Source organism: Xenorhabdus aichiensis (assembly GCF_028598775.1).
GTDB classification, from domain to species: domain Bacteria; phylum Pseudomonadota; class Gammaproteobacteria; order Enterobacterales; family Enterobacteriaceae; genus Xenorhabdus; species Xenorhabdus bovienii.
Genome location: NZ_JAQRFO010000051.1, coordinates 14183 through 30792 on the forward strand (window position 1 = coordinate 14183; position 16610 = coordinate 30792).

Here is a 16610-nt window from a genome sequence, read left to right on the forward strand (position 1 = left end):
ATTAGCATAATATTTGTAAGGTCATATAACTTTTAGCTCCTATTATTGTCTTATTTCCACAGATCTCAAAATCTGTTTCTGGTATGCTTGCGACGCGTTGCTAACAAGAGGCTTAAAGTTGTTATGTCAAGTTGGCGTAAAATATATTATAAGTTGTTGAATTTTCCATTAAAATTCTTAGTAAAAAGTAAACTTATCCCCACGGATCCCATTGCAGAACTGAGCCTTGATACGACACGGCCTATTTTGTATGTGCTGCCGTATCACTCAAAAACAGACTTATTGACCCTGCGTCAACAATGCTTGGCGCAAGATCTGCCGGATCCGTTGAATCCTTTGGAAATAGGTGACACCCTGCTTCCAAGCTATGTCTTTATTGATGATGGCCCACGTGTGTTCCGTTGCTATGCACCTAAACATGAATCCGTGAAGATTTTTCATTCTTATCTGGATCTGCATCGCAATAATCCCGATTTGGATATTCAGATGGTGCCTGTTTCTGTGATGTTCGGCCGCTCCCCTGGACGCGAAGGGCAAGAAGGAAATACAGCGCCACAGCTGCGTTTACTAAACGGTGTGCAAAAGTTTTTTGCGATTCTGTGGCTTGGACGGGATAGTTTTGTGCGTTTTTCCACACCCGTTTCATTACTCAGCATGGCCAATGATCATGGCACGGATGATATCATTGCCAATAAACTTGCCCGCGTTGCACGGATACACTATTCCCGTCAGCGTTTGGCTGCGGTAGGGCCACGTTTGCCCGCCAGACAGGATCTGTTCAACAAGCTGCTGACATCCAAAGCCATTGAGAAAGCCATTGCCGATGAGACGCGCAGTAAAAAAATCTCACCCGAAAAGGCGAAGCAAAACGCTATCAATATGTTGGAGGAGATTGCAGCAGATTTCTCTTCTGAAACCGTACGTTTGACCGACCGTGTCTTGAGCTGGACGTGGAACCGTTTGTATCAGGGCATTAATGTCCATAACGCCGAGCGGGTTCGCCAACTGGCACAGGATGGTCATGAACTGGTTTATGTCCCATGCCATCGCAGCCATATGGATTATCTCCTGCTCTCATATGTGCTTTATCACCAAGGGCTGGTTCCACCACACATTGCTGCCGGCATCAATCTTAATTTCTGGCCGGCAGGCCCGATATTCCGCCGCCTTGGTGCATTCTTTATCCGCCGGACTTTTAAAGGAAACAAGCTCTATTCGACGATATTCCGTGAATATCTGGGTGAGTTATTTTCCCGTGGTTATTCTGTTGAGTACTTCGTCGAAGGTGGGCGTTCCCGTACCGGCCGTCTGCTCGATCCGAAAACCGGCACCCTTTCGATGACATTACAGGCGATGCTGCGTGGAGATTCCCGTCCAATCACCATCGTGCCAATCTATGTCGGTTATGAGCATGTAATGGAAGTCGCAACTTACGCTAAAGAGTTACGCGGTGCAACCAAGGAAAAAGAAGGTTTTTTTCAGATGGTTAGTGGGCTGCGTAAGCTGCGTAATCTGGGACAAGGCTATGTAAACTTTGGCGAGCCCATTCCTCTGACACAATACCTTAACCATCATGTTCCCGACTGGCGTGATTCCATCGATCCGATAGACGCCCAGCGCCCGACATGGCTGACACCTACTGTCAGCAAACTGGCTGGCAATATTATGGTCAACATCAATAATGCCGCAGCAGCAAATGCCATCAATTTATGCACTACAGCCTTGTTGTCATCACGTCAGCGAGCACTTACTCGCGAGCAACTGATTGAGCAATTGAACTGCTATCTGCAATTACTGTGCAATGTTCCTTACGCTGACGATGTTACTGTACCGAACAAAACAGCTGAAGAATTGCTGGATCACGCCTTGCTGATGAATAAGTTTGAAGTCGAAAAAGACAGCCTTGGGGATATCATTATCCTGCCTCGTGAAAGCGCGGTATTGATGACTTATTATCGCAACAATATCCAGCACTTGCTGATCCTGCCATCTTTGATTACCAGTATTGTGATGCATCATCGCCGCATTAGCCGCAGTGAACTACTTAGGCAGGTAGAACTGGTTTACCCGCTGCTCAAACAAGAACTTTTCATGCGTTACAGTAAGGAAGCTCTACCTGAAGTGGTCAACACTCTGATTGATGAGTTGGTGCGTCAATGCCTTATCTGCAACAAAGAAAAGGATATGCTCGTTCTGAACCCTGAGCGCATTCGTCCACTGCAATTGCTGGCAGCAGGTATCCGTGAAACTCTGCAACGCTATGCTATTACGCTTTCTTTATTGAATGCCACTCCTGAAATCAGCCGTGGCGTGCTGGAAAAAGAGAGCCGGATGCTGGCACAGCGTCTGTCGGTACTGCATGGAATCAATGCCCCAGAGTTCTTTGACAAGGCGGTGTTTGCCAGCTCAGTCAATACGCTGCGCGAGGAAGGTTATATTCATGATAATAGTGATATAAGCACGACCAGCGCTCAAGAACTCTACCAAATGTTGAGTGAATTGATGTCCCCTGAGATCCGTCTGACGATTGAAAGTGCCAGTATGCCACCAGAGCAGAATGACACTGAACAGACAAATAAAGATCAACATTAAAGCGTTACGCTGGAAATAAAGCTGAACGGGCGGGTTATCCGCCCGTTATGTTAAACATAGCTGAAAAGAATACCGAGGAATAAGATAAAACCGACGTAGTTATTGTTCATAAATGCTTGAAAGCAGAGAGCCTTTTTTCGACCAGAAATCAATTTCTGCTGATAAATGAAGAGCGAACCCGCCAACAATAACGTCCAGTAGTACATCCCACCTAAATTCACTATGCAACCAACCGATACCAGAATACCGAGCATAATAAACTGCAAAATACCAAGAATCAGTTTATCAAAACGCCCAAAAAGCACGGCCGTCGATTTTACACCGATTTTCAGGTCATCATCACGATCAACCATCGCATACTGCGTGTCATAAATCACTGACCATATTATGTTAACCAAAAATAACAACCAGCACTCTAATGGTAAGGACTCACTTACTGCGGCAAAAGCCATTGGAATTGACCAACCATAGGCTGCTCCCAGTACAATCTGTGGCAAGTTACTGACTCGTTTGACAAAAGGATAAACCCATGCCAGTGCCAATCCAATGAAAGATAAGGCAATCGTCATTTTGTTCAGCGTCAAAACCAGTGCGAAAGAGATCAGCCCCAGTGTAACAAACAGGATTTTGCTTTCTTTTTCGCTGACATCGCCACTGGGAAGCGGACGAGATTTTGTCCGTTCTACATGTCCATCGAATTTTCTGTCTGCGAAATCATTAATGCAACATCCCGCAGCACGCATGGTATACACCCCGATAGTAAAGACTAACAAGATGTGCAAATCCGGCATACCTTTTGCTGCGATCCACAATGCCCAATATGTTGGCCATAATAGTAATAATACGCCAATGGGTTTATTGATACGCATTAAACGGCAATAGGCGAGCCATTTATTCTGCGTCATACTGGCCTCCAATCTATTTTCCCCCTTTGATTTTGTCCATCTTATATACAGGTGATTCCGGCAGAAAAACCTCTGTGAGTAGCAAGGATTTGCCTGATAACCTCAACAAAGAACGCCGCGCCCAGTGCTGCCCTTGCTGGCCTATTTGAATATAATCCCGAGTCAAATTATTACCACTAAAAAGATAGCGACCAAGTGGAACTGTTCCTACATCGACCAACCGCTTATCCGGGCCAGTCAGTGTTTCCTCAGGGATCACAGTACGTCCCAGCAGCCACGGAATGTTATCTCCATACAAGACAATTTCACGCAACCAATACCTTTCACTTATAGGTAAGTGCTCACTTTCATCTCCTAATTCTGCTGCTGTAATGAAGCATTCCCGAAAAGGTACAACTGATACCTGCTGACAATGTTCTTCAAAACGGCGCGTCATTGAACCGACTTCCATAAGCCAATCTAAAATATCTTCCGGAATATTAGAATTATCTGCCGAAAACCAGCGGATAGGTGCAGGAGTTAATATTGTGTCATCTGCCATGTCATTTTCCCCGACAGCACAACGAATGGGGAGTGAGGATATCACGTTGCAAGTGAATAGAATAAAAAGTTGATAACAATTTATGTAAATCTTCATTGTTATCGCATATTTCAACATGATTGAATGGGTTTATCTCAATATTAATGAGCAGAGAACAAGCAGAATGATGATCGTATTAATAAGCGCCTCACCTCAATAACCGTGTTTATTGAAGGCGAGGCAATTTTTATTAAGTACGATAAAAGTCAGATTAGCGCCATGTTTTGAAACGATTAATCAGGCCATTGGTTGAACTATCATGGCTATTTACCGCTTCATCATCGTGCAATTCTGGCAGGATACGGTTCGCCAACTGTTTACCGAGTTCTACACCCCATTGATCAAATGAGAAAATATTCAGAATAGCGCCTTGGGCAAAGATTTTATGTTCATACATGGCAATCAATGCGCCCAAGCTGAATGGTGTAATTTCGCGTAATAGAATGGAGTTAGTCGGACGGTTGCCTTCAAAAACTTTGAATGGCACGACATTCGCCATGTCCTGTGCATTTTTTCCGGCTGCGACAAATTCCGCTTCCACCTGTTCGCGGTTTTTACCAAAAGCCAGTGCTTCAGTTTGCGCAAAGAAGTTGGACAGTAGCTTGCTGTGATGATCACTGAGCGGATTATAACTGATTGCGGGTGCAATAAAATCACATGGGATCAGTTTGGTTCCCTGATGGATAAGCTGATAGAAAGCATGCTGACCATTAGTGCCCGGCTCGCCCCAGATAATCGGCCCAGTTTGGTAATCTACCGGGCTGCCATTCCTATCAATATATTTGCCATTCGATTCCATGTTACCCTGTTGGAAGTAAGCGGCAAAACGATGCATATATTGATCATAAGGCAGAATCGCTTCAGTTTCTGCGCCAAAGAAATTGTTGTACCAGATGCCGATCAGCGCCAGCAGGACTGGAATGTTCTGTTCAGGAGAAGTCTGCTCAAAGTGTTTATCCATGGCATGAGCGCCACTCAGCAGCTGTTCGAAATTCTCATAGCCAATGGAAAGTGCAATGGATAAACCAATCGCAGACCACAGTGAATAACGGCCACCGACCCAATCCCAGAATTCAAACATATTCTGTGGATCGATACCAAATTTACTGACTTCCTGCTCATTGGTCGAAAGTGCCGCAAAATGTTTGGCAACATGAGCCTCAATCCCCGCACTTTGCAGGAACCAGTTGCGGGCAGAATGCGCATTAGTCATAGTTTCCTGTGTAGTGAAGGTCTTGGAGGCAATCAGAAACAGCGTCGTTTCTGGGTTCAGTGTTTTCAACGTTTCTGCGATATGGGTTCCATCCACATTGGAAACAAAGTGCATATTGAGGTGATTTTTATACGCTTTCAGTGCTTCAGAGACCATATAAGGGCCGAGATCGGAACCACCAATGCCGATATTGACAACGTCAGTAATGGCTTGACCGGTATACCCTTTCCATTCTCCGCTGATGATGCGTTCACTGAATGACTTCATTTTTGCCAGCACCGCATTAATTTGCGGCATCACATCTTCCCCATCCACATTAATCGGGGTATTGCTGCGGTTACGCAGGGCAATGTGCAGCACAGCACGATCTTCAGTACAGTTGATTTTTTCACCGGAGAACATACTGCGGATAGCACCGGACAGATCCGTTTCTTTCGCCAGTGCCTGTAATTTTGTCAGTGTTTCAGCGGTAATACGATTTTTGGAATAATCCACCAAAATCTGCTCGTCAAACGTAGCGGAGAATGCCGTAAACCGCGCTTTGTCCTGTTTAAACAGATCCCGCAAATGGACGTTTTTCATTTGCTCAAAATGCTGATGTAATGCTTTCCAAGCTTCGGTCTGGCTAGGGTTGATGTTTTTCATGAATAATGCTCTCTATCAACTGTAAATAAATAATAGGAATACACAGATTGTAACGACTTAACTCTGTGATGCTTTCCCTTTCCTTTTAATTACTGATATTGGTCAAAATAGTTCATGATTTCCACCCCTAATTGCTGATATAGGTGAAAACATTGGATATAGGTAAAAACGATAATTTCAGTTCCATCATGAAAGATATTGATGCTCAATGCCTAAATGTTGACTCAGCGTAGCTAACCCGATATTTCTAAAAGCCTATTCCTCGGACAGAAGGTTATCATCCATGTATGCTGTTTCATCTCCTTACCCGCAGTATGTTGTCGCAAAATTCGGCGGTACCAGTGTGGCAGACTTTGATGCCATGAATCACTGTGCCGATATTATTTTGGCAAACTCAGATGTCCGCGTGGTCGTTTTGTCCGCTTCTGCGGGGGTGACTAATTTGCTGGTCGCATTGGCGACGGGCTGTGATAGCAATAAGCGGGAGAAGTGCCTGAAACAGATCCGTGACATTCAATATGCGATTATTGACCGGTTAAATGACGTGGATGTGATATGTGAAGAAATTGATCGCCTGCTGGAAAATATCGAGATGCTGTCAGAAGCCGCATCATTGGCAACATCTGAGGCGTTAACTGATGAGTTGGTCAGCCACGGTGAAGTGATGTCCACATTGCTGTTCGTAGAATTACTGCGTCAACGCAATGCAAATGCAGAGTGGTTTGATATCCGCAGGATCATGCGAACGAATGATCACTTCGGGCGGGCAGAACCAGACACCCTTCAACTCCATATCTCAGCAGTTGAGCAACTTCAACCTCGTTTGAATAATACGGTTGTTATCACACAAGGTTTTATCGGCAGAGAAGAAAAAGGCCGCACAACGACGCTGGGACGTGGTGGCAGTGATTATACCGCCGCCTTGCTCGGCGAAGCGCTAAATTTACAGCGTGTTGATATTTGGACGGATGTTCCCGGCATCTATACTACTGATCCCCGTGTTGCGCCAACAGCCAAACGCATCGATAAAATTGCATTTGATGAAGCAGCAGAGATGGCGACATTTGGTGCTAAGATCCTCCACCCAGCGACGTTGCTACCTGCCGTTCGTTGCGGTATTCCTGTTTTCGTTGGATCAAGTAAAGATCCGCAGGCCGGCGGCACACTGGTTTGTGACAAAATCGAAAACCCGCCTCTGTTTCGTGCGCTGGCATTACGCCGCAAACAGACGTTATTAACCTTGCATAGCCTAAAAATGTTACATGCAAGGGGCTTTCTGGCGGAAGTTTTTACGCTGCTTTTACGCCATAACATTTCAGTAGATTTGATTACCACCTCAGAAGTCAGTGTCGCCCTAACGCTGGATACGACTGGCTCTACCAGCACCAATGGCAGTTTGCTGACTAATGCTCTGCTGACCGAACTTTCTACATTATGTCGTGTAGAAGTTGAAGAAGATCTGGCGCTGGTGGCAATTATCGGTAATGAGCTTTCACAGGCTAAAGGGCTGGGGAAAGCAATTTTTGGCGCACTGGAATCTTTTAATATCCGGATGATCAGCTATGGCGCAAGCAGCCACAATGTATGTTTGCTCGTTCCAGGGAAAGATGCGGAATCAATCATTCAGAAACTTCATCAGAATTTGTTTAAGGTGTGACAGAAAAAACCGCTAAAGCGGTTTTTTTCTGATTTCGACAAAGAAGGTATTTAACCCAACTTATAAATGTTTCGCCAATTCACACCGCGCTAATACTGAAAGAATCCTCTGCAACTATGATATTCGCGGTGTGAGCTGACGTCATTAAGATGATCCGTCCTCGGCCTGATGTAGATAAATTGAATATCTCAGAGTGGCTCCACTCATCGGATGTGTTTTCCCCCGCTTTATCATCCATAATAAGAAAACGAAAATAAATTCCATTTTTGCTTTAGCAAAATCAGGGTTGCTACACAGACACTTTCAGAGGGCATTTTATGAGTACAGCCGTTGCCAACAAACGTACCAAAAAAACCAAAATAACGGCAAATAGTGCCGCTGCAAGCGGTCAGGTTCAGTCCTTGAGCCGAGGGCTTACGCTTTTGGAATATATTTCCGATTCACAAGTAGGTGTTGCCTTGACCGATCTGGCTATACAAGCTGGTTTGCCTAACTCCACCACCCATCGCCTTTTGACTACGTTACAGCAGCATGGTTTTGTCCGTCAGGTAGGCGATTTGGGATTATGGGTTATCGCTTCACATGCCTTTGTTGTCGGTAGCAGTTTTCTGCAAAGTCGCAATTTGATGGTGCTGGTTCACCCAATATTGCGCCAATTAATGGAAGATTCCGGCGAAACCGTCAACCTTGCCATCCTGAATCTTGATGAATATGAAGCCGTTATTGTTGATCAGGTGCAATGTAATGCGCTGATGCGGATGTCTGCCCCCATTGGCGGCAACCTACCGATGCATGCTTCCGGCGCAGGCAAAGCGTTGCTTTCTACATTGTCTGAACAAAAACGCCTCCAGTTACTCCATAAGAAAGGTCTTCATACCTATACCCAGCATACTTACACCACCGCAGCAGCCCTGAAAGAAAATCTTGAACAGATCCGCAAGCAAGGCTTTTCGCTCGATGATGAAGAACATGCCCTTGGGTTACGCTGCATTGCCGCCTGTATTTACGATGAACATCATGAAGCGTTTGCCGCCATTTCCATTTCCGGCCCAATTTCACGTATCTCTGACGATCGAGTCACTGAACTCGGCGCACTCGTTATGCGGGCTGCAAAAGAGATCAGTCGGGAATATGGCGGTATTAACTAATTTGACGAGAGAAACTGCTAATGAATAATTGGAAAACAACCGCAGAAAATATCCTGACCGATGGCCCTGTCGTCCCTGTTATTGTGATCAATGAGATTGAACACGCGGTTCCATTGGCAAAAGCGCTGATTGCCGGCGGGATACGCGTACTGGAAGTCACTTTAAGAACTGAATGCGCACTAGAGGCCATCCGTCTTATCGCCAAAGAAGTGCCTGAAGCGATTATTGGCGCGGGTACAGTCATTAATCCTGAACAATTGGCGGCGGTTACCGAAGCAGGCGCTCAGTTTGCTATCAGCCCAGGATTAACTGAGGCATTATTAAAAGCCGCAACTACAAGCTCAATTCCATTGATTCCGGGGATTTCTACAGTTTCAGAATTAATGCTTGGTATGAGTTATGGGATAAATTGCTTCAAATTTTTTCCAGCAGAAGCGAATGGCGGCGTGAAAGCGCTAAAAGCCATTGCAGGCCCATTCCCTCAAGTTCGTTTCTGCCCAACCGGTGGTATTTCACCCGACAATTACCGCGATTATCTGGCTCTAAATAGTGTTCTATGTATTGGTGGTTCATGGCTGGTGCCTGCCGATGCGCTGAAAAAAGGTGATTATGCCCAGATTACCGAACTGGCGCATGCTGCAATTGCCGGAGCCAAAGCGTAATTTAATTGATTAGGTATATTGAAATGCGGAAATTCAACATTTCCGCATTGCCAAACCCATTAATCATGTTATTCCTAATATACTCTCAAATTAATTAATTCCATTTTTTAAATGTTATTTTTAATAATTGAGAACTTCATCACGATTCATTTAATAAAACGACAAAAAAATATTCAATATCATTATTGATTAATTGCTTTTGATAATATCCATGTACCCGTACCATTCCCCCGATCTGACAACAGTGAAGTATACACCTTATATACAGCACCAGGTTGGTTTGCCAACCAACAGGTATCAAGAAAACCGCCATGTACATTATTAAAACTGTTAAGCAGACGAATGGCATTTCCCTCACGGATTTTGCCATCAAATTCGTTAGCCGTATCTGTAAAAATATGCCATATTGCCGTATCGAGGGCATTCACGGGTCTATCTGCGGTATAAACATTATAGAGCTCAGGAGAGGGTGCATAGCCACTCACTCTCAAGTATCCCCCATTGTTTCGATAGAAATTCACTAGAAATACGGTATCACCACTGTAAATTTCCGTTCCTAAACTTTTGCTTTCCGCAGATAAAATCTGCCATGAACCCGAGCCTGTATCACGATTTGATGAAACAGAAGTGACAACATTATATTTTTCTCCCAGCGATGCAGACTGCCCATAAACATCAAGATAACTACCATCGGCGTATCTATTTTTAATGTTAAGGATATCACCGTATAAAATGACATTAGCCATTATTCTCTCCCTAAATATTGTTTAAAATGAATAGGAATATTCTATTGATGGTTGTGATTATGATTATTTAATTACGGTATTGCTTTTATTAAAACAAATTACATAATCATAAAGAGGATCATATCATTGAAAGACAATAGATGAATAGCCAGTCATTTTTAATTAATATCATTCAATCTCTAATTTTTATCATTCAGTAAAATATTATTTTTATCTATGGGAAATGTGATATCACGACTTGTATTTTTTGTTTCCTAAATCTAATTACGCTGACTGAACCTCTGTTTGCACCGATAGGCAAAGACATCCTCCACATACCCATTTTTAATGCGCTCTTGTAATGCCAACCAGTAATCCGCTTTGAATAGGTCACTATGGCTTTCTTCAAAGTAACGCCGGACACAGTTATCACCACATAAAAAATGCCGAAATTCTTCTGGGAAAACATCGTTGGCAGCAACGCTGTACCAAGGTTCACTTGCCAGTTCATCTTCCGGGTAACGTGGCGAAGGGATATTCCGAAAATTCACTTCAGTCATATAACAGATTTCATCATAGTCGTAGAAAATCACTCGCCCATGACGCGTAACACCAAAGTTTTTAAACAGCATATCACCCGGAAATATATTCGCCGCGGCCAATTGTTTAATAGCGTTGCCGTATTCTTCTATCACATCTTTCAACTGCACTTCGTCTACCTGTTCCATATAAATATTCAACGGGATCATTTTTCGTTCCATATAAAGGTGTTTTATCAGAACTTTATCACCCAGATCTTCGAGTTTTGCCGGGATTTCTTTTTGCAATTCTTCCATTAATTCCTGGCTGATATGGCGCTTCTCAATGACAAAGTTCTCAAATTCCTGCGTATCGGCCATTCTTCCCACACGATCATGTTCTTTGACCAGACGGTAACACTCCTGAACACGTTCTTGAGAGACTTCTTTCTGCGGAGCAAATTTATCCTTGATGACTTTAAATACACGATCAAATGAAGGAGAAGCGAAGACCAGCATTACCATGCCTTTCACGCCTGGAGCAATCGAAAACTGTTCTTGAGATGCGTTAATAAACATCAGATATTCACGATAGTATTCTGTTTTGCCATGTTTCTGGCAACCAATCGCCATGTATAATTCGGCCGTTGATTTTGTCGGCAGAATTTCACGCAGCCACTCAACTAATGCTGCCGGCAAGGAGGCGTAAACCATAAAGTAAGAACGTGCGAAACCAAAAACAATGCTGGCATCATCGCGGCACGTTAGGCAGGTATCAATAAAGATGCCGCCAGATTCGTTATGGTGGATGGGTAATAAAAATGGATAAACCGTTGTGCCCAGCCTGATTTTTCCCACCAGCCACGCCGCTTTATTACGGTAAAATAGTTCATTAGCAATCTGAAATGTCGCCTGTAATAAATCGTGTTCAGAAAATGTTTTCTGTAAGTATTGCGCGATGTAATCAATATCTCGATCCAAATCTTCCCATTTAAGGCGCAATGGCACATCATTTAATATCGTTCGCAACATTGACACAATATTACTGTTAGGGGAAAAATCCCGCGACAATGGACGTGAAATATGGCGAAAACGGCAGGCGGGCTGGGAAGAAAAAATAAATAGATTCTCTGGCTTTAAGTTACGGTGTTGAAACAAACGGCAATAGACTGAATTAAAAAAACTTTCCGCAATCTCAAAACGAGGATAGTCCGGCAGCAAACGGGTATAAACGGCTTTTGCTTTAGCTATGTAATCTTCGTCATATTGCAGTGTACCGTGAATGCATTTCAGCTGTTCCACGACTAAACCAACATGATGGTCATACAGGTTGATTCGCTTTTTCATGGCTCGCTGTACTGCATGCCAATCCGCCTGCTCAAAACGTTGCTGTGCGCCTGAAGTCACTTCCAGAAATCGACCATATTGCGCATCGAATCCCTGCAAAATGGTTTGTGCAATTAAATGCGCGAGATCTATTTCCATCATCGCCACCTTATCCGACGCGTAAAGGGGAATTCCTCACAGAATCCCCCACCTGATAATATCAATGGGCATGATAAACCTAAAATTGCTGCTCTTCTGTCGAGCCAGTAAGGGCGGTAACAGAAGACGCTCCTCCCTGAATAATGGTTGTCACTTTATCAAAATACCCTGTCCCAACTTCCTGTTGATGTGAAGAGAAAGTATAACCACGCTCAAGAGCTGCGAATTCAGGTCCCTGAACTTTTTCGACATAATGTTTCATACCTTCACCGCGGGCGTAGTCATAAGCCAAATCAAACATGTTAAACCACATGCTGTGGATACCAGCCAATGTAATGAATTGGAATTTATATCCCATAGCAGACAGTTGCTCTTGAAAGCTCGCAATGGTTTTGTCGTCCAGATTCTTTTTCCAGTTGAAGGATGGAGAGCAGTTGTATGCCAGCAATTTGCCTGGGTATTCCGCATGAATGGCTTCCGCAAAACGGCGAGCAGCCTCAAGATCCGGCGTAGAAGTTTCGCACCAAACAACGTCGGCATAGGGGGCATAAGCCAACCCACGGTTGATGGCCTGATCGATACCCGCTCGGGTACAGAAGAAACCTTCAGCAGTTCGCTTGCCAGTAATGAATTCACTGTCATAAGGATCACAATCAGAAGTCAGCAAATCTGCTGCGTCGGCATCAGTGCGGGCGACTAACAAGGTTGAAACTCCGGATACATCGGCAGCCAGACGAGCAGCCACCAGTTTCTGAATCGCTTCTTGAGTCGGTACGAGTACCTTACCCCCCATGTGCCCACATTTTTTCACCGCCGCCAATTGATCTTCAAAATGAACAGCCGCTGCGCCAGCCTCAATCATCGCTTTCATCAGTTCAAATGCATTCAGCACACCACCAAACCCTGCTTCAGCATCCGCGACAATCGGCAGGAAATAGTCGGTGTATTCCTGACTGTCCGGGCCGATACCATTTGCCCATTGGATCTGATCTGCACGGCGGAAGCTGTTATTGATGCGTTTAATGACATTAGGTACAGAATCCACGGGATAAAGTGATTGATCGGGATACATGCTGGAAGCAGTATTTGCATCCGCAGCAACCTGCCAACCAGAAAGGTAAACTGCCTCAATACCAGCTTTGGCTTGCTGAAGTGCCTGACCGCCAGTCAGGGCGCCAAGTGCGTTCACATAGCCTTTTTTTGATTTTCCATGCAGCAGTTCCCACAACTTTTTCGCTCCCATCTGTGCTAAAGTGTGCTCTGGGTTAACGGAACCACGCAATTTAACCACGTCCTCAGCACTGTATGGGCGAGTAATGCCTTCCCAACGTGGTTGTTTCCATTCTTGTTCCAACTGAGCGATCTGTTGTGTTCGGGAAATGTTCATTTTCTTCTACTTCCTATTCTTAATTAATCGGATATTGTCGTTTTTGAATTAATCGAGTAATTGATAACCCGGCAAAGTCAGGAAATCGATTAACTCATCCTGTGTAGTAATCCGTTCCATCAGATTAGAAGCCTCCATAAATCGCCCTTGGTTGAAATGCATCTCTCCAACTTCTTGTTTAATAATATCCAGTTCTTCTTTCAGCATTTGCCTGAACAGCTCTTTTGTTACTTTTTTACCGTTGGAAAGTGATTTTTCATGGCGGATCCATTGCCAAATAGATGTGCGGGATATTTCCGCAGTGGCGGCATCTTCCATCAAGCCATAAATCGGTACACACCCATTACCTGAAATCCATGCTTCTATGTACTGCACAGCGACACGAATATTCGCTCGCATTCCTTCTTCTGTTCTCTCTCCCAAGCAAGGTTCAAGCAATTGTTCCGCTGTGATCGTTTCATCTTCTTCACGGGAAACTGCTAATTGGTTCGGCCGCTCTCCTAAGGTAGTGTTGAAGACTGTCATCGCAATATCTGCAAGCCCAGGATGCGCTACCCATGTGCCATCGTGACCGTTCTTAGCTTCCAGTTCTTTGTCAGCCCTGACCTTGTCCATAACCCACTGGTTTTGTTCAATATCTTTGCTCGGTATGAATGCCGACATTCCACCCATCGCAAATGCACCACGTTTATGGCAGGTTTTAATCAACAAGCGAGAATAGGCACTCAGGAAAGGTTGTGTCATCGTGACCGACTGGCGATCAGGCAAAACACGATCAGAATGGTTTTTCAGTGTCTTGATATAACTGAAAATGTAGTCCCAGCGCCCACAGTTCAGCCCAACAATGTGGTGACGCAGGTGGTAGAGAATTTCATCCATTTGGAATACAGCAGGCAGCGTTTCAATCAGAACGGTCGCTTTGATCGTGCCTTTTGGCAGATTGAAGCGCTCTTCCGCAAAACTGAAAACATCGCTCCACCATTGAGCTTCGTGGTAGCTCTGAATTTTAGGCAAATAAAAATAGGGGCCGCTACCATTTGCCAGCAGATTTTTATGATTTAGATAGAAGTAAAGTGCAAAATCAAATAGACCACCCGAGATCGGTTCCTTCTTGTAAAGAACGTGTTTTTCTGACAGATGCAGCCCCCTGACCCGTGCAACCAGAACTGCCGGTTCAGATTTCAATTCATAACGCTTACCTTGCTCACTGGTATATGAGATCGTACCGTTAACTGCGTCCCTTAGATTAATTTGCCCACTAATGACTTTATCCCATGAAGGAGCCAGTGAATCTTCAAAATCCGCCATGAAAACTTTAACATTTGAATTCAAAGCGTTAATCACCATCTTACGTTCTACTGGACCCGTGATTTCAACACGGCGATCTTTAAGATCGTCAGGAATTCCCTGAATTTTCCAGTCACCCTCTCTAATGGAAATTGTTTCCGAAATAAAATTAGGTAATGCTCCATCATCTATTTTTTTCTGCCAGTAAATTCGCTCTTCCAATAATTTTTTACGCCTGTTAGAAAACTCAACAACTAGATCTTCTATAAAACCAATAGATTCAGGTAGTAATATCTGATTTTCGGCTTCACCAAAAGGCTTTGTAAAGGTTAAATCAGTTGTTAATGCTTGCTGTGTCATCCCCCACTCCTCGTCTTTAAAATGCCCACTCGAGTAAGAGTAATCAATATTAAAAATAAATCAAAAACCATTTCCATTATTTAAAATTAAGTAAATTAATTTAAATAAATCAATTGATTAAATGAGTTTATTAAAAATAAAAACAGGGAAATAAGTTCCAATTAATTAGGAATAAAAGTGTTAACTTTTTGTTATATATAAGAAATGATCGGAGAAGGTAAATGATTCTAAAAAAATAGAAAATTAAAAAAATGAGAAATGGCTCGCTTCAGCTAATTCTCATTTTTATTTTTTTACAGATTCAATCTAAGGTAGGATTCATATACGTCAGATCGTATGGCGTGATTTGGTAGACATAGTAATTAAGCCAATTTAAAAACAATAAGTGACCGTGACTACGCCAAGATGCAACTGGTTTATTTTCAGGATCATTATTCAGGAAGTAATTGACCGGTAGCGCGGGCTCTAACCCCGCAGCCAGATCACGCCAATACTCTGCCGCTAATGTATCAACTCCATATTCAGGATGACCTGTCACAAATACCAACCTTTTGTCTTTACTGGCAAACAAATAAGCGCCAGCGTCTTCCGAACAAGCCAAAATATCTAGGTCGGTATGCTCACGGATCACTGCCTCTGGAAAATCCGCAAAACGTGAGTGAGGTGCTAAAAAGGACTCGTCAAACCCTCTGGTCAATAACGCAAAAGGATCTAAGGTTATATGGGAGTAAACACCGGATAATTTAGTCGTTCTCGTATATTTAGGCAGGTTATAAAGAACATTTAAGGCAGCTTGAACAGCCCAACAAACAAAGAGCGTTGAAGTAACGTGATTTTTAGCCCAATTAACAATTTTTTCAATTTCGGCCCAATAAGTGACATCTTCAAATTCAACCAACCCCAAAGGAGCGCCTGTTACAATTAACCCATCGAAATTTTGATCTTTTATAGACTCAAAATCACAATAAAAGTTATCCAAATGTTCCTCTGGAGTATTTTTACATTGGCGACTATCAATACGCAACAATTGAATATCAACCTGTAACGGTGAATTAGATAATAACCTGATAAAGTGATTTTCTGTTTCTATCTTCTTCGGCATCAGGTTAAGTAACAGTACTTTCAAAGGGCGGATATCCTGAATATTCGCCCGTGTTGAGGTCATAACAAAGATGTTTTCATTGCGAAGAATATTCACCGCAGGTAATTCATCCGGTACACGAATTGGCATTACTGAAACCTCGATTGTTAAATCACTTGCATGTTTAGACTTCTAGATAGCCAAATTAAATCAAAAGACAAGATCAATGTCGAGTTATTGTACTCAAATTGAAATTATTTCATTTTATTCTATCGAATAAGAAAGGGTAATAAGGAAAATGGAAAACAATAAAGCAGAAATTGAGTAAATAATAGAAAAATACAAACGCAAAAAAGCCACCCGAT

General features: G+C 43.4%; 12 protein-coding genes. 4 read left to right on the forward strand and 8 right to left on the reverse strand.

Annotation, left to right across the window (positions count from 1 at the left end; genetic code table 11):
* Positions 1-123: 123 nt before the first annotated feature.
* The gene (gene plsB / locus PSI22_RS17640; RefSeq protein WP_273580874.1) at positions 124-2592 is read left to right on the forward strand and encodes a glycerol-3-phosphate 1-O-acyltransferase PlsB; all 2469 of its coding nucleotides are present in this window, start codon (positions 124-126) and stop codon (positions 2590-2592) included.
* Between the two features lie 50 nt (positions 2593-2642).
* On the opposite strand, the gene ubiA is transcribed toward plsB, so the two are convergent.
* From ubiA to pgi, 3 genes are all read right to left on the reverse strand, one after another.
* Positions 2643-3497 carry a 4-hydroxybenzoate octaprenyltransferase gene (ubiA, locus tag PSI22_RS17645; protein ID WP_273580875.1) on the reverse strand — a complete coding sequence of 285 codons (855 nt, stop codon included), beginning with the start codon at positions 3495-3497 and terminating at the stop codon, positions 2643-2645.
* A 13-nt stretch (positions 3498-3510) separates the two neighbouring features.
* Positions 3511-4038: a chorismate lyase gene (gene ubiC, locus PSI22_RS17650; protein ID WP_273580876.1), complete on the reverse strand. Its 528-nt coding sequence runs from the start codon at positions 4036-4038 to the stop codon at positions 3511-3513.
* A 250-nt stretch (positions 4039-4288) separates the two neighbouring features.
* Positions 4289-5935, reverse strand: coding sequence for a glucose-6-phosphate isomerase (gene pgi, locus PSI22_RS17655; protein WP_273580877.1), 1647 nt, complete (start codon positions 5933-5935; stop codon positions 4289-4291).
* A gap of 283 nt (positions 5936-6218) precedes the next feature.
* On the opposite strand from pgi, the gene lysC reads away from it, so the two are divergent.
* The 3 genes from lysC to PSI22_RS17670 all read left to right on the forward strand — a co-directional run bounded on the left by lysC (position 6219) and on the right by PSI22_RS17670 (position 9402).
* Entirely contained in the window at positions 6219-7592 is a 1374-nt protein-coding gene (gene lysC, locus PSI22_RS17660; protein ID WP_273580878.1) for a lysine-sensitive aspartokinase 3, read from the forward strand.
* A gap of 317 nt (positions 7593-7909) precedes the next feature.
* Complete coding sequence (iclR, locus tag PSI22_RS17665) at positions 7910-8740, forward strand: glyoxylate bypass operon transcriptional repressor IclR (RefSeq protein WP_273580879.1); 831 nt, start codon at positions 7910-7912, stop codon at positions 8738-8740.
* Positions 8741-8760: 20 nt separating this feature from the next.
* A complete protein-coding gene (locus PSI22_RS17670) occupies positions 8761-9402 on the forward strand; it encodes a bifunctional 4-hydroxy-2-oxoglutarate aldolase/2-dehydro-3-deoxy-phosphogluconate aldolase (protein WP_273580880.1) in 642 nt (213 codons plus the stop codon).
* A gap of 182 nt (positions 9403-9584) precedes the next feature.
* Here the strand turns inward: PSI22_RS17670 and PSI22_RS17675 are convergent, their stop codons facing one another.
* The 5 genes from PSI22_RS17675 to metA form a co-directional block, all read right to left on the reverse strand.
* Complete coding sequence (locus tag PSI22_RS17675; protein ID WP_273580881.1) at positions 9585-10148, reverse strand: hypothetical protein; 564 nt, start codon at positions 10146-10148, stop codon at positions 9585-9587.
* Between the two features lie 260 nt (positions 10149-10408).
* Positions 10409-12130, reverse strand: a complete 1722-nt coding sequence (gene aceK / locus PSI22_RS17680) for a bifunctional isocitrate dehydrogenase kinase/phosphatase (protein WP_273580882.1) — start codon at positions 12128-12130, stop codon at positions 10409-10411.
* A 79-nt stretch (positions 12131-12209) separates the two neighbouring features.
* Complete coding sequence (aceA, locus tag PSI22_RS17685) at positions 12210-13517, reverse strand: isocitrate lyase (protein ID WP_273580883.1); 1308 nt, start codon at positions 13515-13517, stop codon at positions 12210-12212.
* A 48-nt stretch (positions 13518-13565) separates the two neighbouring features.
* Positions 13566-15164, reverse strand: coding sequence for a malate synthase A (gene aceB, locus PSI22_RS17690; protein ID WP_273580884.1), 1599 nt, complete (start codon positions 15162-15164; stop codon positions 13566-13568).
* A 301-nt stretch (positions 15165-15465) separates the two neighbouring features.
* Positions 15466-16395, reverse strand: coding sequence for a homoserine O-acetyltransferase MetA (gene metA / locus PSI22_RS17695; protein ID WP_038187387.1), 930 nt, complete (start codon positions 16393-16395; stop codon positions 15466-15468).
* Positions 16396-16610 lie beyond the last annotated feature (215 nt).